Source organism: Roseateles aquatilis (genome assembly GCF_002205645.1).
In the GTDB taxonomy this organism is placed as follows: Bacteria; Pseudomonadota; Gammaproteobacteria; order Burkholderiales; family Burkholderiaceae_C; genus Roseateles; species Roseateles aquatilis.
Genome location: NZ_NIOF01000003.1, coordinates 250,137 through 268,693, shown reverse-complemented (window position 1 = coordinate 268,693; position 18,557 = coordinate 250,137). Strand labels below are relative to the sequence as shown.

Annotated in this window: 17 protein-coding genes and 3 tRNA genes; 4 read left to right on the top strand and 16 right to left on the bottom strand. The window is 69.9% G+C overall.

What is annotated here, in order from left to right; all coding sequences use genetic code 11:
- Window positions 1-5 precede the first annotated feature (5 nt).
- The 7 genes from CDN99_RS09485 to tolB form a co-directional block, all read right to left on the bottom strand.
- A tRNA-Lys gene (locus CDN99_RS09485) sits at window positions 6-81 on the bottom strand.
- A gap of 188 nt (window positions 82-269) precedes the next feature.
- Window positions 270-345 (bottom strand) — tRNA-Lys (locus CDN99_RS09480).
- A 24-nt stretch (window positions 346-369) separates the two neighbouring features.
- Window positions 370-445: transfer RNA gene (locus tag CDN99_RS09475), tRNA-Lys, on the bottom strand.
- Window positions 446-499: 54 nt separating this feature from the next.
- Window positions 500-1,441, bottom strand: coding sequence for a tRNA threonylcarbamoyladenosine dehydratase (locus CDN99_RS09470; RefSeq protein WP_088384609.1), 942 nt, complete (start codon window positions 1,439-1,441; stop codon window positions 500-502).
- A gap of 114 nt (window positions 1,442-1,555) precedes the next feature.
- Entirely contained in the window at window positions 1,556-2,365 is an 810-nt protein-coding gene (ybgF, locus tag CDN99_RS09465; protein ID WP_310732470.1) for a tol-pal system protein YbgF, read from the bottom strand.
- 16 nt (window positions 2,366-2,381) lie between these two features.
- Entirely contained in the window at window positions 2,382-2,918 is a 537-nt protein-coding gene (pal, locus tag CDN99_RS09460; RefSeq protein WP_238139444.1) for a peptidoglycan-associated lipoprotein Pal, read from the bottom strand.
- Between the two features lie 233 nt (window positions 2,919-3,151).
- On the bottom strand, window positions 3,152-4,519 hold the full coding sequence (tolB, locus tag CDN99_RS09455) for a Tol-Pal system beta propeller repeat protein TolB (protein ID WP_088384606.1): 1,368 nt from the start codon (window positions 4,517-4,519) through the stop codon (window positions 3,152-3,154).
- A gap of 244 nt (window positions 4,520-4,763) precedes the next feature.
- On the opposite strand from tolB, the gene CDN99_RS09450 reads away from it, so the two are divergent.
- Window positions 4,764-5,519, top strand: coding sequence for a type 2 periplasmic-binding domain-containing protein (locus CDN99_RS09450; RefSeq protein WP_088384605.1), 756 nt, complete (start codon window positions 4,764-4,766; stop codon window positions 5,517-5,519).
- Between the two features lie 117 nt (window positions 5,520-5,636).
- Here CDN99_RS09450 and rng read toward each other — a convergent pair whose 3' ends face one another.
- The 9 genes from rng to CDN99_RS09405 all read right to left on the bottom strand — a co-directional run bounded on the left by rng (window position 5,637) and on the right by CDN99_RS09405 (window position 13,502).
- Window positions 5,637-7,121 carry a ribonuclease G gene (gene rng / locus CDN99_RS09445; protein ID WP_088384604.1) on the bottom strand — a complete coding sequence of 495 codons (1,485 nt, stop codon included), beginning with the start codon at window positions 7,119-7,121 and terminating at the stop codon, window positions 5,637-5,639.
- 102 nt (window positions 7,122-7,223) lie between these two features.
- Window positions 7,224-7,904 carry a Maf family protein gene (locus tag CDN99_RS09440; protein WP_088384836.1) on the bottom strand — a complete coding sequence of 227 codons (681 nt, stop codon included), beginning with the start codon at window positions 7,902-7,904 and terminating at the stop codon, window positions 7,224-7,226.
- 14 nt (window positions 7,905-7,918) lie between these two features.
- Window positions 7,919-8,389: a 23S rRNA (pseudouridine(1915)-N(3))-methyltransferase RlmH gene (rlmH, locus tag CDN99_RS09435; protein WP_088384603.1), complete on the bottom strand. Its 471-nt coding sequence runs from the start codon at window positions 8,387-8,389 to the stop codon at window positions 7,919-7,921.
- 4 nt (window positions 8,390-8,393) lie between these two features.
- On the bottom strand, window positions 8,394-9,206 hold the full coding sequence (gene rsfS / locus CDN99_RS09430) for a ribosome silencing factor (protein WP_088384602.1): 813 nt from the start codon (window positions 9,204-9,206) through the stop codon (window positions 8,394-8,396).
- Window positions 9,207-9,821 (bottom strand): nicotinate (nicotinamide) nucleotide adenylyltransferase, encoded by a 615-nt coding sequence (nadD, locus tag CDN99_RS09425; RefSeq protein WP_088384601.1) that lies wholly within the window; start codon window positions 9,819-9,821, stop codon window positions 9,207-9,209.
- Window positions 9,821-10,756, bottom strand: a complete 936-nt coding sequence (gene hemF, locus CDN99_RS09420; RefSeq protein ID WP_088384600.1) for an oxygen-dependent coproporphyrinogen oxidase — start codon at window positions 10,754-10,756, stop codon at window positions 9,821-9,823. Before hemF ends, nadD begins: the two co-directional genes overlap by 1 nt.
- A complete protein-coding gene (locus CDN99_RS09415; protein ID WP_202820246.1) occupies window positions 10,753-11,460 on the bottom strand; it encodes a 1-acyl-sn-glycerol-3-phosphate acyltransferase in 708 nt (235 codons plus the stop codon). Before CDN99_RS09415 ends, hemF begins: the two co-directional genes overlap by 4 nt.
- Before the next feature lie 39 nt (window positions 11,461-11,499).
- Window positions 11,500-12,780: a phosphoribosylamine--glycine ligase gene (purD, locus tag CDN99_RS09410; protein WP_088384598.1), complete on the bottom strand. Its 1,281-nt coding sequence runs from the start codon at window positions 12,778-12,780 to the stop codon at window positions 11,500-11,502.
- On the bottom strand, window positions 12,777-13,502 hold the full coding sequence (locus tag CDN99_RS09405; RefSeq protein ID WP_088384597.1) for a YebC/PmpR family DNA-binding transcriptional regulator: 726 nt from the start codon (window positions 13,500-13,502) through the stop codon (window positions 12,777-12,779). Before CDN99_RS09405 ends, purD begins: the two co-directional genes overlap by 4 nt.
- Before the next feature lie 104 nt (window positions 13,503-13,606).
- On the opposite strand from CDN99_RS09405, the gene CDN99_RS09400 reads away from it, so the two are divergent.
- Genes CDN99_RS09400 through CDN99_RS09390 form a run of 3 tightly spaced genes read left to right on the top strand, consistent with a single transcriptional unit; the run spans window position 13,607 to window position 18,415 of the window.
- Window positions 13,607-15,211 (top strand): helicase HerA-like domain-containing protein, encoded by a 1,605-nt coding sequence (locus CDN99_RS09400; protein WP_088384596.1) that lies wholly within the window; start codon window positions 13,607-13,609, stop codon window positions 15,209-15,211.
- A 7-nt stretch (window positions 15,212-15,218) separates the two neighbouring features.
- Window positions 15,219-15,983, top strand: a complete 765-nt coding sequence (locus tag CDN99_RS09395) for a hypothetical protein (protein ID WP_088384595.1) — start codon at window positions 15,219-15,221, stop codon at window positions 15,981-15,983.
- Complete coding sequence (locus CDN99_RS09390) at window positions 15,980-18,415, top strand: hypothetical protein (protein ID WP_088384594.1); 2,436 nt, start codon at window positions 15,980-15,982, stop codon at window positions 18,413-18,415. The genes CDN99_RS09395 and CDN99_RS09390 overlap by 4 nt, the downstream gene beginning before the upstream one ends.
- Window positions 18,416-18,557: the final 142 nt, after the last annotated feature.

Genomic DNA, 18,557 nt, shown 5'->3' with positions numbered 1-18,557 from the left:
GACTTTGGTGGGCCCTGAAGGATTCGAACCTTCGACCAACGGATTAAGAGTCCGCTGCTCTACCAACTGAGCTAAGAGCCCTGAATTCTTTCGTGTCCGCCAGTTTCCAAGCGAAGCAGCGATTATGTCAGATATTCGACCCGTCCCGACCTGATTCCCTCATCGATATCGATCCGATTTGCAGGAATCGCACAATCGTCGCTAACGCTTCGATCAACGTGACAACTCGCGTCGAATCTCTTTCGAGACGATCTCCAGAGGAGATCGGTTGGTGGGCCCTGAAGGATTCGAACCTTCGACCAACGGATTAAGAGTCCGCTGCTCTACCAACTGAGCTAAGAGCCCCCAAGGGTATCCATCGGAGATGGATGGTGGGTCGTGCAGGATTCGAACCTGCGACCAACGGATTAAAAGTCCGCTGCTCTACCGACTGAGCTAACGACCCGAAGCTGTTTAAAGCCTTCGCTTCGAGGGTGTGCCCCCTCAGCAGAGCCGCAGATTATAGGCTGGTTTTTTCGGAGCGCGCAAGTGCTTTCACATACTGCGTCACCAGCTCCGCGGCGGCCACCATGCCGAAGCCCGCGGTGACCGCCACGCTCGAGCCATAGCCGTGGCAATTGAGGTTGCCGTCGATGTCGCAGGCCTCGACACCCGCCGGCCGCGTGACCGGCTCACGGGAGAAGACGCAGCGCACGCCCATCCGCCCCTCCCGCGGCGCCGCATGGAACTTGCGCAGCCGCTGACGCAGGCTCGACAGCAGCGGGTCATGCGTGGTCTCGGACAGGTCCAGGATCTCCACGTCCTGCGGCCGGTGCTTGCCGCCGGCCGCGCCGATGCAGACCTGCGGCAGCTTGAGCGCCCTCGCCCAGGCCGCCACCTGCGCCTTGGCGCGCACCTGGTCGCAGGCGTCGACGATGCCGTCCACCTGGACGTCGCCGAGCAGCGCGGGCCAGTTGGCCTCGTCGACGAAGTCCTCGATGGTGATCACCTCGCAACCCGGGTGGATGTCGGCGACGCGCTGCTTCAGCGCCTCGGCCTTGGCCATGCCCAGCGTGCTGCCCAGCGCCTGCACCTGGCGGTTGATGTTGGACTCGGCCACATGGTCGAGGTCGATCAGCACCAGCCGCGCCACGCCCATGCGGGCCAGCGCCTCCACCACCCAGGAGCCCACGCCGCCCAGCCCGACGACGCAGAACCGCGCCGCGCGCAGCCGCGCATAGTCGCGGTCACCGTGCAGGCGTCGCAGGCCGCCGAAGCGACGCTCGGCGTCGACATCGGCCGCGGTCGGCGCATGACCGGTGGTCTTCGCGACCACGGCGGCCGCGGCCTGCGCGACACGCGCCTCGACCGCCTCGTCGTCAGGGTCCAGCGGTCCGTGCTCGGCCGGTGCCGCGTGCGCCGTCGGCTCGGTGGCGGAGGGGCGCGAATCGTTGATGGTCATGCCGACATTCTTTCCCGGGTCCGCCCGACATGGGCGTCAGAAGCAACAAAGCCCCGTCGACGCGCCGACGAGGCTTCAGGACGTCGGAGGCCGCGCGGCCTCCCGTGATTCAGCTCAGCGCAGCGCGGTCAACCGTTCCTTGGCGGCCTTCGCCGCCTCGGTGCCGGGATAGGCCTTGCCGAGGTCTTCCAGCGTCTTGCGGGCACCCTTGGTGTCCTTCAGCTCGATCTGGCAATTGGCGATTGCCAACTGGCTCTCGGCCGCGCGCGGGTGATCGGGATTGGCGGCGACAAAAGCCTTGAAGGTCGCGATCGCGCCCTTGTAGTCGCGCTTGCCGTACTGGGCATTGCCCAGCCAGAAGCGCACCGAATCCGCATAACCGCTGGCCGGGAAGCGCTGCAGGAAGGAGGTGTACGCGGACACCGCCTCGTTGAAATCACCGCGCCGGATCAGGCCCATCGCGGCGTCGAACTGGCGCTTCTCTTCCGGATCGGCCTGGAATTCCTTGCCGTCCAGGGACACCTTCTGCGGCTCCAGCGGACGCAGCCGGTTGTCGAGCGTGGCCGACTGGTCGGCCACCTTGCGTTGCGTCTCGGAGAGATCGCGGGCCAGTTGCTCGTTCTGGCCGCGCATCTTGGCCAGCTCGCCGCGCAGCGCGTCGATCTGGCCGGACAGGTCCAGCAGACCGCGGCGGGCGGTCTCGAGCTGGCTCTGCAGGTCGGCGACACGGGCACGCTGCGCTTCCTCGTTCTGCGCCTGCTTGGCGCGGATGTCGAGGATCGCCTTGCGGGCCTCGTCATCCTCGAACAGCGCGGCGCGGGCAGGTTGCCCCGCCACGCCCAGCGCCAGCACGGCGGTCAGCGCCACGGCCTGGGCGACGGCGCCCAGATCGAAGCCGCGGGTGACACGGGAAAGTCGCAGCATGCTCATGTCATCGATCTCACTTGTCGCGCAGTTCGACGCGGCGGTTCTTCGCCCAGGCGGCCTCGTTGTGGCCCGGGTCCACCGGACGCTCCTTGCCGAAGCTCACCGGCTCGACCTGGCTGGCCGCCACGCCCAGCAGCGTCAGCGACTTGGCGACGGCTTCCGCGCGCTTCTGGCCCAGCGCCAGGTTGTACTCGCTGCCGCCGCGCTCGTCGGTGTGGCCTTCCAGGCTCATCTGCAGCGTCTTGCGGTTGTTCAGGCGGCGGGCATGCGCCTCGACCACGTTGCGGTAGTCGTCCTTGACGACATAGCTGTCGTAGTCGAAGAAGACGGTGTTGCCGGCCTTGGCGGCGGCGGCGTCCAACTGGGCGCCCAGGTCGACGGTCGTGATCTTGTTCTGCGAGCCGGCGTTCGGATCGGCCGGGGTCGGCTGCGGGGCGGTGACGACCGGCGTCTTGGTTTCCACCGGCGTGGGCTCGTCCAGCTTGGTCGAGCTGCAGGCGGACAGGGCTGCCGCGGCCACCAGGCCAAGCATCAGTTTTTCGAGTTTCATGGGCATTCGCTCCTATTGATCAAAGGCAGGCGGGTTACGGGCAGGACATGGCGGCCAACTGCGCCGCCGGTGAAGCCACAAAAAAGCAATTGTGAATCATCGGCTATCACGTATGCGAGGCCAACCGCGCCTCGCCCGAGCACCGACGGCTCGGCGCGCTCATGGCTCGCACGCGGCGGGCGAAGCGCGACGCCAAGGTAGGCAAAACACGTGCCCGGTGCGCCGAAAAACCATCAATTTCCGTACGGCCCCCAGGCCGGCTCGCGGATGTCGGCGACGGTCGGCGTGGCCAGCTTGGCCTTCACCTTGCCGTCCAGCGTCGAGGTCATCAGCACGTCCCGTCCGCCGGCGCGTGTCGCGTAGACGATCAGCTTGCCGTTGGGCGCGAAGCTCGGGCTCTCGTCGTCGCTGGTGTCGGTGATCTGCTGGACCTGGCCGCTGCCCAGGTCCATCACGCAGAGCTTGAAGGTGCCGCCGCCGACACGGGTGATGTAGGCCATCGTGCGGCCGTCCGGGCTGATGGACGGGCTGATGTTGTAGTTGCCGGAGAAGGTGACGCGCTCCGGATTGCCGCCCGATGCCGGCATCTTGTAAATCTGCGGCGCGCCGCCGCGGTCGCTGACGAAGAAGATCGTCGCGCCGTCCGGCGAAAACACAGGCTCGGTGTCGATCGCGGAGCTCTGCGTCAGCCGCTTCACGCCGGAGCCGTCCTTGTTGATCAGGAACAGCTGCGAGCCGCCTTCGCGCGACAGCGTCATCGCGAGTTGCTGGCCGCTCGGCGCGAACGCCGGGGCGCTGTTGCTGCCGCGGAAGTCCGCGATCTTGCGGCGTCGGCCGCTGCGCAGGTCCTGGATCCAGACCACCGCCTTGCGGGTCTCGAAGGACACGTAGGCGATCTCGTTGCCGTCGGGCGACCAGGCCGGCGAGATGATCGCCTCGGGGCTGGCCAGCACGGTCTGCTCGCCCTCGCCGTCCGCGTCGGCGACACGCAGCGAATAACGCGGGCCGGCCTTGTTCACGTAGACCAGGCGCGTGGCGAAGACGCCGCGGTCGCCGGTGAGCTTCTGATAGATCGCGTCGGCGATCTTGTGCGCGGCCAGGCGCAGGTCGGCGGGCACGACCGGCACGCTTTCGCTGCCCAGGTCGGTGCCCTTGACCACGTCCCACAGCCGGTAGCGCACGTCGAAGCGGCCGTCGGCCAGGCGCGTCGCCGAGCCCGCCACCAGCGCGTCGGCGGCGCGCGCGCGCCAGTCGACGAACTGCGGTGCGGAGGTCTCGGTCATGCCGGCCTGGCCAGGCACCATGCTGAACTGGCCACTGCGTTCCAGATCGGCGCGGATGATCGCGGCGAGCGGCTGGCCGGTGGAGGTCTCGTCCCGGAAGTCACTGATCGCGATCGGCACGCGGCTGGCGCCGACGCCGGCGATCTCGACGCGGAACTGCGCCCACGTCGGCAACGCCATGCCGGCGGCGACACCGCCCAGCAGCGAGCGGCGCGTCAGCGCGGCGAGGTTTCGGGAAGACGAGGGCGTCTGGGAGGGGGTCGCGGCGTCCGCCTGGGCGGCAACGCCGGAAGAGGAGGCAATCGTCTTGGTGCTCATTGGCTTGCAGAACGAATGGAGCCCCGATTGTGCCCGAGGCCCATGTCGTTGTTACAGGTCGCTGTGGTTACAAAGGGCAAAGCCCGGGCAAGGCGCGCGCCCACCCCCGCGCGCGAGTCAGCGCCCGACTCAAATCGGGCGCTGATCTGAAGAAGCTCCCCATTTCCTGCCATGGCTGGCCGCGACAGCGCTGCCGAGAATGCCTGTTTCGCCCGCCGACTGTGCAGCGGGCAGGGATTGATCGATGCGATATCCGAAGCGCCCCACGTGGTGCTCCCTCCTGCGGATTCCCGATGGCCTGCGGCCATGGCTCATCGCGCTGGCGTGGCTGGTCCTGGCCAGCCTGTGCCAGGGTGTTCAGGCGGAAGAACCGCCCGACGGCGTCGGGCAAGGCCTGACACTGGTGACCCCGTTCAGCGCCGGCAGCGGCCCCGACCAGGTGGCGCGCGTGATCGCGCAATGCTGGTCCGAACGGATCGGCGAGCCGGTGGAGGTCCAGAACATGCCCGATCGCCAGGGCTACACCGCCGCCCGCTGGGTATCGACCGCGCGCGCCGACGGCCGGCTCCTGCTGCTGACGTCGGACGTCCTGCTCCACCCACCGCCGCGCCGCGCCAGCGACGAAGCCACGCCGGTCACGCTGACCGCCGCCAACTTCACGCCGTTGGCGCGGGTCGGACAACTCCCCTTCGTGACGGTATTGCCGGCCGGGCTGTTCGGCCGACGGTTGACGCCCCTGACGGCGCCTCAGGCCTTGCCCGTCACGATGCGTGCCCCGGCGCCGCCCGCCCTCTTCAGCGACCTGCGTGACGGGCCGTGGAACGCCCTGCTGGCGCCCCCGCGCATGCCGCCTCGACTGGCCGAACGGCTGCGCGCGGAGCTGCGCGAGGTCCTGGCCGATCCGCGCGTGCGGCTCGCCCTCGCGCAGACGGGCACGGAGCTCTGGGAGGTCGTCCCCGCGTCCGCGCCCGCCCAGACCGTGCCGCTGCCACCGCGCTGACGCCACCGGCCATCGAGGCCAGCGCACGCCGAGACGGCGACCGGCCGGCTCGCATCAGCGCGATCAGATCAGCGCGATCACACCAAAACGTCGACATCAGCGTGATCACATCTGCGATCACATCAGCACGATGTCGTAATGCTCGGTCTGGTTGGTCGGCTCTGCCGTCAGCGAAATCGGCTTGCCGATGAAGTCCGACAGGCCGGCCAGATGCTGGCTCTCTTCATCGAGCAGCATCTCGACGACGTTGGCCGCGGCCACGACGCGGAACTCCTTCGGATTGAACTGCCGCGACTCGCGCAGGATCTCCCGCATGATCTCGTAGCAGATGCTGCGCGCGGTCTTCACCTGCCCCCGCGCCTCGCAGGTCGGGCAAGGCTCGCACAGCATCCGTGACAACGACTCCCGCGTGCGCTTGCGCGTGAGTTCCACCAGCCCCAGTTGCGTGAAGCCGCCGATCGTGACCTTGGTGCGGTCGCGGTTGAGCTGCTTGCGGAACTCCTGCAGCACCGAGGTCTTGTGCTCCTCGCGGGTCATGTCGATGAAGTCGACGATGATGATCCCGCCCAGGTTACGCAGCCGCAGCTGGCGCGCGATCGCGCCGGCCGCCTCCAGGTTGGTCTTGAAGATGGTGTCGTCGAAATTGCGCGCGCCGACGAAGCCGCCGGTGTTCACGTCGATCGTCGTCATCGCCTCGGTCTGGTCGATGATCAGGTAACCGCCGGACTTCAGGTCGACGCGCCGCGCCATCGCACGGACCAGCTCGGCATCGATGTTGTTCAGGTCGAAGATCGGCCGCTCGCCCCGGTACAGCTCCAGCTTGGCCGTCGCGGCCGGCATGTAGCTCTCGCCGAACTGGCGCACCACTTCGTACTGCAGCTTGGAGTCGATGCGGATCGAGTTGGTCCGCTCGCTGGCCAGATCGCGCAGCACGCGTTCGACCAGGCTCAGGTCCTGGTACAGCAGGCTGCCGGGCGACAACGTCAGCGACTTGTCGCGGATCGAGTTCCAGGTCTTGCGCAGGTAACCGATGTCGGCGCCGAGTTCCTCGTCGCTGGCTTCCTCCGCGTTGGTCCGCAGGATGAAGCCGCCGGTGTTGCCGTCCTCGACGCCGGCCGACACCAGCGCCTGCATCCGCGCGCGCAGCGCGTCGCGCGTCTCGGGCGAGCCGATCTTCTGCGAGATGCCGATGTGGTTGTCCTGCGGCAGATGCACCAACAGCCGCCCGGCGATCGACACCTGTGTCGACAAACGCGCGCCCTTGGTGCCGATCGGGTCCTTGATCACTTGCACCGTCAAGGCCTGACCCTCGTAGAGCAGACGCTCGATGGGCACGGCCTGCCCGCTGTCGCCATGGTGGCCGCGCGGGTGATTGCCGTTGAGGTGCAGGTCGGCGACGTGCAGGAAGGCCGCGCGCTCCAGCCCGATGTCGATGAAGGCGGACTGCATGCCGGGCAGCACGCGCGCCACCTTGCCGAGGTACACGTTGCCGACGAGGCCGCGTTCCAGCGTGCGCTCGATGTGCAGTTCCTGCACGGCCCCGTTCTCGACGACGGCCACCCGCGTCTCCTGCGGGGTCCAGTTGATGAGGATGTCTTCCATATTCTTGTGCTCCAGCGCTCTCGTCAGCCTCGGGGCTGACGGCAACGCTCGAGTCCTCTCCTGCACGCTTGTATCGGTGGCCGAAGCGCCGGTCCGGCGATGTCAGACGACGAAGCCGGCCTGCCTCAGCAACTGCGCCGTCTCGAACAACGGCAGCCCCATGATGCCCGAATAACTGCCGTCGATGTGCTCGATCCAGGCCGCCGCCTGACTTTGTATCGCGTAGGCGCCGGCCTTGCCCATCGGCTCGCCCGAGGCCACGTAGGCGCGCAGGCGGGCTTCGCCGATCTCGGCGAAGCGCACGCGCGACACGTTGACCGCGCTCAGCCGCTCGCCGCCAGGCAGGCCGACGGCCACTGCAGTCAGTACCCGATGCTCCCGGCCGGACAGGCTGGCCAGCATCGCCATCGCGTGCGCGGCGTCGTCAGGTTTGCCCAGGATGCTCGCCCCCAGCGCCACCGTCGTATCGGAGCACAGCACGGGTGCCGGCGGCAAGCCGCGACGCTCGCGGCGTCGCAGCGCCGCCTGCAGCTTGGCGGCGGTGACGCGGCGCACGTAGTCGTCGGGCGACTCGCCGTCGAGCACCGCCTCCAGGGCCTCCGCATCCTCCTCGGCGCCGGGCAGCAGCAATTCGTGGCGGATGCCGATCTGCTCCAGCAACTGGCGGCGACGCGGACTCTGCGACGCGAGGTAAACGAAGGCATCCGACTCGGCGCCATCGGCGGCGGCAGCGGAAACAACGCAAGCGTCGGAAGCGGCGGGAACGGAAGCGGATTCAGGCATCGCGATCCTGCGGTTCATTCGCGGTGATAGGGATGACCTTCCATCACCGACCAGCCCCGGTACAGCCCCTCGGCCAGCAGTACCCGCACGAACGCGTGCGGCAAGGTCAGGTCGGAGAGTCGCAGCTTCTCGTCGGCGCGCGACTTGATGCTGTCGTCCAGCCCGTCCGGGCCGCCGATGAAGATCGCCACGTCGCGACCGTCGCCGCGCCAGACTTCCATCCGCTGCGCGAGCTGCCGAGTGGTGACGCGGTCTCCGCGCTCGTCGAGCACGACCCGCCGCGCGCCTTTCGGGCACGCGGCGTCCAGGCGCTGCGCCTCGGCGGCCATCAACTGCTCGGTGGTCTTGCCGGTGGTGCGCGGCTCGGCCTTCACCGCCTTGAGCTCCAGCCGCATCTCGGGCGGAAAACGCTTGGCGAAATCCTCATAGGCCTCGTCGGCCCAGGCCGGCATCTTCTGGCCGACCGCGCACAGCACCAGACGCACGGGATCAGGCCTTGGACTTGGTGCCGGTCTTGACCGTGGTCTTCTTCGCCGCCGGCTTGGCGGCCTTGGCGGCGGGACGCGCGGCGGACTTCGTCGCCGGCTTGGCTGCGGCCTTGGGCGCGGCCTTCTTCGTCGCCGGTTTCTTCAGGCCGACCTTCACCGTTTCCACCGGCGCGCTCGCCGCGCGCTTGGCGGCGGGACGCTTGGCCGCCGGCTTGGCGGCGGTCGAGGCCTTCGCCGCGGTCGACTTGGCGCCGACGGTCTTGCCCGTGGCCGACTGGGTGCCGGCAGCCTTGGAGCCGGTGGCCTTGGCGGTGGCCGACTTCGTGCCCGTGGCGCGGCTCGGCGCCTTCTTGGCGGCCGGCGCGGCGGCAGCGGCCGCCTTCTTCGCCGCGGACTTCTTCGGCTTGGCCGGGGCCTCGTCCTCGTCGTCGTTCATCGGCTCGGACGCCTTCACCAGCCGCACCTCGCCGCTCGCGACCTTCATCTTGACCTGCTTGCCACCCCAGATCTCTTCCAGGTGGTAGTACTGGCGGATCGCGGGCTGCATCACATGCACGACGGCGGCGCCGCAGTCCACGATGATCCATTCGCCGTTGTCCTCGCCCTCGGTGCGCATCACCTGCATGCCACGCTTCTTGACGGTCTCGCGGACGCTGGAGGCCAGCGCCTTGGTCTGCCGGTTGCTGGAGCCCGAGGCGATGATCACGCGCTCGAACAGCGGCGACAGGCGCTCGGTGTCGAAGACCAGGATGTCCTGCGCCTTCACATCTTCCAGACCATCGACGATGGCACGTTGCAGCTTCTTGATGTCCATTCAGTTCTCACTGTAGAGACGGTGCCGGGCAATATAACCCGCCACCGTGTCGCCCACCACGGGGCTCGCGTCAGCACCCGAGGCCGCCAGACGGCGGGCCTCGGTGGATGACCATTGCAGCGTCGGCATCGCCAGCCGGACCAGCCGATGCGGCCTGTCCAGCAGCGCCGCCGGCGCCTTCACCTCGTCCTGCGCGCGGGCGGCCACCGCCAGCCCCATGCGCTCGACCAGTTCCTCCCAACCGTGCCAGCTCGTGAAGCCGTCCAGTTGGTCCTGTCCCAGCACCAGCCAGAGCGCGTCGTCCGGACGCTCCCGCTGGTACTCCCGCACCGAGTCGAGCGTGTAGCTCGGCCCGGCGCGTTTCATCTCGCGATCGTCGAGCACGAAGCGCGGATCGCCGCCCTCGCCCTCGATCATCAATCGCACCATCGCGGCACGATCCTCGGCCGGCGCCATCCGCCGCCCGGCCTTCTGCCACGGCCGGCCGGCCACGACCCAGCGCACCTCGTCCAGGACCAGGCCGTCCAGCGCCGCCCACGCCAGCGCCAGGTGCGCGCGATGCACCGGATCGAACGAGCCCCCGAACCAGCCGATCTGCCGCTGCCCGCTCCGCATCAGAACCACAGGTGGGTCGGCGTCTCGTCCGCCCAGTCGCGCGGGCGGAGGAAATCGCTGTAGAGCCGGGCTTCGGGCGAGCCGTCCTCCGGCTGCCAGTCATAGCGCCAGCGCGCGACCGGCGGCATCGACATCAGGATCGATTCGGTGCGCCCGCCCGACTGCAGCCCGAACAGCGTGCCACGGTCGAAGACCAGGTTGAACTCGACATACCGCCCACGGCGATAGGCCTGGAAATCGCGCTCGCGCTCGCCGTAGGCCAGGCCGTGGCGACGCTCCACGATCGGCTCGTAGGCGGGCAGGAAGGCGTCCCCCACCGATTGCAGCATGCCGAACGCGTTGTCGAAACCGCCGTCGGCGTAGTCGTCGAAGAAGATGCCGCCGACACCGCGCGGCTCGTTGCGGTGCTTCAGATAGAAGTACTCGTCGCACCACTGCTTGAAGCGCGGATGGAGTTCGGGGCCGTGCGGCTCCAGCGCCGCGCGGCAGGTGCGGTGGAAGTGCTGCGCGTCGCGCTCGAAGCCGTAATACGGCGTCAGGTCCATGCCGCCGCCGAACCACACGACCGGCTCGGCGTCCGGCGGCAGCGCCGCGAACATGCGGACGTTCATGTGCACCGTCGGCACGAACGGGTTATGCGGGTGCAGCACCAGCGACACGCCCATCGCCTCGAACGGCGCGCCGGCCAGCTCGGGCCGATGCGCGGTCGCCGACGGCGGCAGCACGCGGCCCCGCACATGCGAGAAGTTGACGCCGCCGCGCTCGAAGACGGCGCCGTTCTCGATGAGGCGCACCAGGCCGTCGCCTTCGAGCCGGCCGCCGGGTTCGCGCTGCCAGGCGTCGACGATGAAGTCCTGACCGTCCAGCCGCTCCAGCGTCGTGACGATGCGCTGCTGCAATCCGAGCAGGTAGTCGCGCACCAACTGTGTATTCATCGTTTCTCTCCGTCGGCCTTCAGGCGAATCAGGCCGGCCTGGTCGGCGTGTTTCCCCTGGCGGCCCTTCAGCACCTCGGCGAACAGCGCGAAATCCCGGTCCGGCTCGCCGCTGACCTCGACGAAATCGGTGAAGACCACCGTCTTCGTCGCGTAGTCGAACGACGCCAGCCCGACCGGCACGTTCGCCTGCACGGCCACGTGGTACGCGCCCGACTTCCAGTGATCGACGTATCCACGCGTGCCCTCGGGCGCGACGATCAGCCAGAAGTGCTCGTCGCGCGCCTTGGCCTCGCGCATGCGGTTCGCCGTCTCGCCGACCATGCCGTTGGCGGCGCGGCGGTTCACCGGCACGCCGCCGATCGCGCGCATCCACCGGCCGAAGATCGGCGACCTGAACAGGCTGTCCTTGGCCCAGAACTTGAGCTCGAAGTTCAGGCTCCACTTGGTCAGCACGCCGATCGGGAAATCCCAGTTCGACGTGTGCGGATAGACCATCACCACGCCCTGCCGCGCCGGCAGGCCGCGGCAGTCGATGCGCCAGCCGAAGCAGCGCAGCAGCGCCCGGGCCAGCGCGCTGCCGCCGATCATCGGCGTGAGCGGGCCGGTCCAGCGGCGCGGACCGGGGCGCCGGGCAAGACCCGGCACGCCGCCCTCCTGAAAGGACGGCGGCGCGGCGGTGGTCGACGGGGATTCGAAGCTCAAGATCGACGAAGGGAAGCCGGAGGATGCCGAGAAGGACGCTCAGCGCTTGATCGCGCGGTGACCGATGTCGTGGCGGTACTGCTTGCCGTCGAACTGGATCGAGGTGGCCGCTTCGTAGGCGCGCTGCTGGGCATGGCGCACGGCCTCGCCCAGCGCGGTCACGCACAGCACGCGGCCGCCGCTGGTGACCAGTTGGCCGTCCTGCTCGGCGGTGCCGGCGTGGAAGACCATCGCGTCCTCGGCGTCCTCGGGCAGGCCCGAGATCGCGTCGCCCTTGCGCGGCGACAGCGGATAACCGCTGGCGGCCATCACCACGCCGAGCGCGGCACGGCGGTCCCACTGCAGCTCCGCCTGGTCCAGCGTGCCGTCGGTCGCGTGCATCAGCACCTCGAACAGGTCGCTCTTCAGACGCATCATGATCGGCTGCGTCTCGGGGTCGCCCATGCGGGTGTTGAACTCGACCGTGCGCGGCTGGCCCTGCGCGTCGATCATCAGACCGGCATACAGGAAACCGGTGAACGGCGTGCCGTCGCGGGCCATGCCCTGGATGGTCGGCATGACGATCTCGTGCATCACCTTGGCGTGCACGTTGGGCGTCACCACCGGCGCCGGCGAGTAGGCGCCCATGCCGCCCGTGTTGGGCCCCTGGTCGCCGTCCTGCAGCCGCTTGTGGTCCTGGCTGGTGGCCAGCGGCAGCACGTTCCGGCCGTCGCACAGGACGATGAAGCTGGCTTCCTCGCCTTCCAGGAACTGCTCGATGACGACGCGCGCGCCGCCCTCGTTGTGCACCACGCCCAGCTTGTTGTCCGCGAGGATCCAGTCGATGGCTTCGTGCGCCTCGGCCAGCGTCATCGCCACCACCACGCCCTTGCCGGCGGCCAGGCCGTCGGCCTTGATGACGATGGGGGCGCCCTGCGCGTCGACGTAGGCATGCGCCAGCGCCGCGTCGGTGAAGGTGTCGTAGGCGGCGGTCGGGATGCCGTGGCGCTTCATGAAGGCCTTGGCGAAGGCCTTGGAGCTCTCCAGCTGCGCGGCCGCCTTGGTCGGTCCGAAGATGCGCAGGCCGCGGGCGCGGAACTCGTCAACCACGCCGGCGGCCAGGAAGGCCTCCGGACCGACGACCGTCAGCGCGATCTTCTGCTCCTGCGCGAAATCGGCCAGCGCCTTCACGTCGGTGATGGGGACGTTCTTGAGCTTGGAGTCGCGCGCCGTGCCGCCGTTGCCGGGGGCCACGAAGACCTGGCTGACGCGCTCGCCCTGGGCGAGGCGCCAGGCCAGCGCGTGTTCGCGGCCGCCGTTTCCGAGGACGAGGACTTTCATTCGCCGATGCTCGCGTTGTGGAACACGTCCTGGACATCGTCCAGGTCCTCGATCACGTCCAGCAGCTTCTGCATGCGGGCGGCGTCGTCGCCGGCCAGCTCGATGCTGTTCTCGGCGCGCATCGTCACCTCGGCGATCTCGGCCTTGAGGCCGGCGGCCTCCAGCGCGTTCTTCACCGCCTCGAAGTCGGCCGGCGCGGTCAGCACCTCGATGGCGCCGTCGTCGTCGGTGAGGACGTCCTCGGCGCCGGCTTCCAGGGCCACTTCCATGACCTTGTCCTCGGACGTGCCGGGGGCGAAGAACAGTTGGCCGCAATGCTTGAACTGGAACGCCACCGAGCCCTCGGTGCCCAGGTTGCCGCCGTACTTGGAGAACGCGTGGCGGACCTCGGCCACGGTGCGGACCCGGTTGTCCGTCATGCAGTCCACGATCACGGCGGCGCCGCCGATGCCGTAGCCCTCGTAGCGGATTTCCTCGTAGGTGACGCCGTCCAGGTTGCCGGTGGCCTTGTCGACGTTGCGCTTGATGTTGTCGGCCGGCATGTTCGCGGCCTTGGCCTTCTCGATGGCCAGGCGCAGGCGCGGATTCATGTTGATGTCGCCACCGCCGGCGCGCGCGGAGACGATGATTTCACGGGTCAGGCGGGTCCAGACCTTGCCGCGCTTTTCATCCTGCCGCCCCTTGCGGTGCTGGATATTCGCCCATTTGGAATGCCCTGCCATGTTCTCGTTCTCCTGTGACGCGACGCGGAAGAAAAACTCCGGTCCGGCGCTGTGGTTGCTTCGTTAGACTGCGATTTTAGCTTTTTGCCTCTGGAGATCTCCGCATGGCCGACCCGATCCTGCTGGCCCGCCACGGCGACATCGAATGCCAGCTGCTTCCCGCGCTGGCCAATCGCCACGGTCTGATCACCGGCGCCACCGGCACCGGCAAGACGATCAGTCTCCAGAAACTGGCCGAATCGTTCAGCCGCATGGGCGTCCCGGTCTTCATGGCGGACGTCAAGGGCGACCTCACCGGCATCTCCCAGGCCGGGCACGCGTCGGCCAAGCTGCTGGCGGTGCTGAAGGAGCGCGGCATCGAGCCGCCGCCCCCGCTGGCCTGCCCCACCACGCTGTGGGACGTCTTCGGCGAACAGGGCCACCCGGTGCGCGCGACGGTCTCGGACATGGGCCCCCTGCTGCTGTCGCGCATGCTGGCGCTCAACGAGACGCAGGCCGGCGTGTTGCAGATGGTCTTCAAGATCGCGGACGACAACGGCCTGTTGCTGCTGGACCTGAAGGACCTGCGCGCGATGCTGCAGCATGTCGGGGAGAACGCCAGCCAGTTCACGACCCAGTACGGCAACGTCTCGGCCGCCAGCGTCGGCGCGATCCAGCGCGGCCTGCTGCAGATCGAGGCGCAGGGCGGCGACAAATTCTTCGGCGAGCCCATGCTCGACATCCACGACTTCATGCAGACGGCGGACGGCCTGGGCGTGATCAACATCCTGGCCGCCGACAAGCTGATGGCGGCGCCGCGCCTGTACGCGACCTTCCTGCTGTGGATGCTGTCCGAGCTGTTCGAGACGCTGCCCGAGGTCGGCGACCTGGACAAGCCCAAGCTCGTCTTCTTCTTCGACGAGGCGCACCTGCTGTTCAAGGACGCCCCGGCGGCATTGGTCGAGCGCATCGAGCTGGTCGTGCGGCTGGTGCGGTCCAAGGGCGTCGGTGTCTATTTCGTGACGCAAAACCCGCTGGACATCCCGGACACGGTGCTGGGCCAGTTGGGCAACCGCGTGCAGCACGCGCTGCGGGCGTTCACGCCGCGCGACCAGAAGGCGGTCAAGGCGGCGGCGGACACGATGCGCCCCAAGCCCGGGCTGGACATCGCGATGGCGATCACCGAGCTGGGCGTCGGCGAGGCGCTCATCAGCCTGCTGGACGAAAAAGGCCGGCCCTGCATCACCGAACGCGTCTTCGTGCTGCCGCCGGGCAGCCAGATCGGACCGATCTCGCCGGAGCAGCGCCAGGCGCTGATGGCGGGCTCGCTGGTGGCCGGCGTCTATGAGAAGCAGGTCGACCGCGAGTCCGCCTACGAAAAGCTCACCGGCCGCGCCGCCGCCACGCCGGCCGCCGCGGGCCGGGCGCCCGCGCCTCAGGCCAACGGTGGCAACGCCGGCGGCACCCTGGCGGACGAGGCCGACGGCGCGCTGCGCTCCGGCCGCGGCACGGTGCCTCAGCCCCAAGCCCCCCAGCAGAACGAGGGCGGCATGCTGGACGGGCTCAAGGACGTGCTGTTCGGCAGCACCGGCCCGCGCGGCGGGCGCCATGAGGGATTGGCGGAAACGGCGGCCAAGTCGGCGCTGCGCTCCATCGGATCGTCGGTCGGCCGGGAGATCGTCCGCGGCGTGCTGGGCAGCCTGCTCGGCGGTTCCAAGCGTCGCCGTTGAGCGGACGGTGACGGCCGGCGCCGACATCGCCTGGGTCTGGGACCACCAGTCCCCACCGGCCAGCGCCAACGCCTGGGCGGTGACCGTCGTGCAGATGCAGCTGACGCCGACCTCGATCACCGAGCGCCCGCGCCTGCGCGGCCTGCCGGCGCCGCTGGACCGCCGGGTGACGCCGGTGGTCCATGTCGACCCGGTGCCCGTGCCGCCGCGGCGGCCGCCAGACGCCCCGACGCTGACCGTCGCGCTGAACGACGCGCAGCAGTCGGCGATCGTCGCCCGCATGCTGGACGCCAGCCAGCGTTCCACCAGTGGCTGGGTGCAACTCGATTTCGAGGCCCGGCCCTCCCAGCGGGACAGCTATCACGCGCTGGTGCGGCGCATCCGTGCGGCGCTGCCGGCGGACCGCCGACTCTCGGTCACGGTGCTGGCCTGGCAGTGCCGCAGCGCCGCCTGGATCGCGCCGATCGCGGCCGATGAAGTGGTGCCCATGTTCTTCCGGCTCGGCCCCGACACGCGGCGCTGGCTGGCCGAGCTGGAACGCGGCGCCCCGGCGCTGCACCCCCGCTGCCGCGACGAGGCCGCCGGCTTCGCGCCCCAGACGACGCCGCCCGCCGACTGGCAACGGCGCTGGCCCCGGCGTTACTGGTTCAACCTCGCCGCGGGCACCTCGACCGTCTGGCCGGTCGAAGCCGAATCCCGCATCTGGTCCACCGCCCCAGCACGTCCGAACGACGCGTCCCACGATCACCCCTCGATGTCCGCCCGACCATGAGCCTGCCCGACCATCCCGCACGCCCCGACGGCGCGCATGGCACCCCTGGCGCCGCGCGCGCCACGTCCACCGCGGCCCCGATCGCGGCGCGCGCGGCCGCCGTCGCCGGCGTGATCGCCGCGCTGCTGACGCCGCTCGGCGCGCATGCCAGCGGCAACTCCGTCGTCGATGAATTCGTGACGCGCAGCCGCACCGAGATCCCGCTGGACCGTTTCGGCCGCGGGGAACTGGGCATCGTGCTGCCGACCTACTCCCGCGTCATGCTGTACCCCGCCTGGCGCGCCATCGCCAGCGCGGACGCCGGACGTCCGCTGGTCGCCGTGCCCGCCGACGCGCTGGAGCGCGGCTGCTGCGACAACGGGACGCAGTACAACGGTGACTGGGAGGCGGAGAAGCGCCCCGCCATCGCCGCCTGGCTCGCGGCCCGCGGCGCGGTGGTGACCGACGCGCCGCGCTGGCGGCCCGTGCGGATGAAGCGCGTGCCCAACAAGGACTGGCAGGACTTTCTCAACTGCGGCGACGACGCCTATCAATTCGCCGCCGACACGCTGACCGCGCTGCGCCGCCGCGACGACGCCACGCCGGCACGACTGGGCGCCTGGATCGAGACGCAGGACCGGGTCTTCGGCCATTGCGGCGACAAGAACAGCCCGCGCTACGGCGCGGCGGCCCGCGAGGCCCCGGTGCCGCCGCCACCGCCGATCGAGCCGCTGCCGGACTCCGAGCCCGGCCACTGGCGCCAGGCCCGCGGATATCAACGGGCGGCGGCGGCGTTCTATGCCAGTGACTTCCCCGCGGCGGACTCGTTGTTCTCCGCCATCGCCCGGCGCGAGGGACACGCCTGGCAGGCCTGGGCCGCGCTGGCGGAAATGCGCACGCAACTGCGGCTGGCCACGCTGGGGCCGGCGATGGGCCTGAGCCGCACCGATCTGGTGGTGGTGCCGCGCATGGAAGCCCTGGCGGCCAACATCGCCGCCCATCCGGACTGGACCGTGCAGCAGCGTGCCGCGCGCGAGCTGATCCAGATCGCGCGCTCGCGCTTCGAGCCGGCGCGGCAACTGGCGCGGCTGACACGCGCCCTGTCCGACCTGGACCGCGCCCCGGAACCGCAGCCACTCGTCGATTGGCGCCTCGTGGCCGAGGCGGTGCCGGTGGCCGAGCGCGGCAAGCTGCCCATCCTCGACTGGGTGGAGACGATGGCCTCGTGCGCGCGGCCGGACCCGGCGACGCGGCCGACGCCCCGACCTGACGTCGAGTCCTGGCCGACGCGATCTCAGGGCTTCGGCATCGCGGTGGCCCGTTGGCGCACCGCGCCGGATCGCGCGCTGTGGCTGGTGCCGGCGCTGGCTTGCGCCGACGGCGCGAAGCTCGGCGTTGACCGCGCGCTGCGGCACGACCTGATGACGGCGGCCGACCGCGTTCCCGCCACGCATCCGGCCTGGCTGACGATCCGCTGGCAGCAGGTGCGCCTGCTGCGTGAAGCCGGCGACAGCCAGGGGGCGCGCGAACGCCTGACGCCGCTGGTCACCGGTCAGGTGGCGCAGGCGCCGACGCCGAGCGCCCGCAACCAGATCGCGCAGGAGGCGCTGTGGCTGGCGCGCACGCCGGAAGAGGCGCTGCCCTGGCTTCAGCGCGAGTACGGCAACTGGGCCCGCTATGTCTTCGCCCAGGAGCCGCAACCCAGGACCTCGCTGGCCGCCGATGGCGCCCGCCTGCTGTCGGAGCGCTTCACGCTGACGGACCTGCTGCGCGCGGTCCAGTCGCCGCTGCTGGCGCCGCCGCTGCGGGCGCAACTCGCCTACGGGCTGTGGTGGCGGGCGGACTTGCTCGCCCAGCCCGCCCTGGCGCGCGAGGCCGCCCAGGCCTTGGCCGCCGCCGTGCCGAACGGCGACGCCCTGGTGGCGCCCTACCTGCGGGCGCAGACGCCGGCCGCGCGCCGGGCCGCGCTGTGGCGAGCGTCGCTGCAGGGACGCGCCCTGTCCGCGCAGATGCAGTCGGGCCTGGGCGGCGTCACCGCCGAGGGCCTGACGCGCACCTCGGCGGCCGGGGAAGCCGTGGCAAACCAATGGTGCCGGCTGGACGACACCTACGAGGCCAGCGAAGGCTGGCCGGCCAATGGACAGATGGCCGCCCTGGAAGAGGCGCCGCCGTTGCCCGCGGACTTCCCGGTGCCCGCCGGACTGGCCAACGAGCGCGCCGCCCTGAAGGCCGCCGGCTCCGCCACCGGCGCCTTCGCCCGCTGGGTCCTGGCGGAGAGCCGCCGCCCGGACCGGCCGGCCGACCTGGACTGGCTGCTGTACGTGGGCATCCAGTCGACGCGGGGCGGCTGCGTCGACGCGGACAACAGCGCCTCCTCCAAGGCGATGTACATGGCGCTGCACAAGCTGTATCCGAAGTCGCCCTGGGCGACGAAGGCGAAGGTCTGGTACTGAAGCGCCCGAGGCCCGAGCACAAGTCGGGTCGGGTCGGCCGAGCCGCGGACGGGAGGGGCGGGAGCGGAACGGTGCGCCGCGGGTGAAGGGGCATGGGCCGAATACCGCGCTTGGCGCCGCCGGCCCGCCGCTCGCGCCGCGT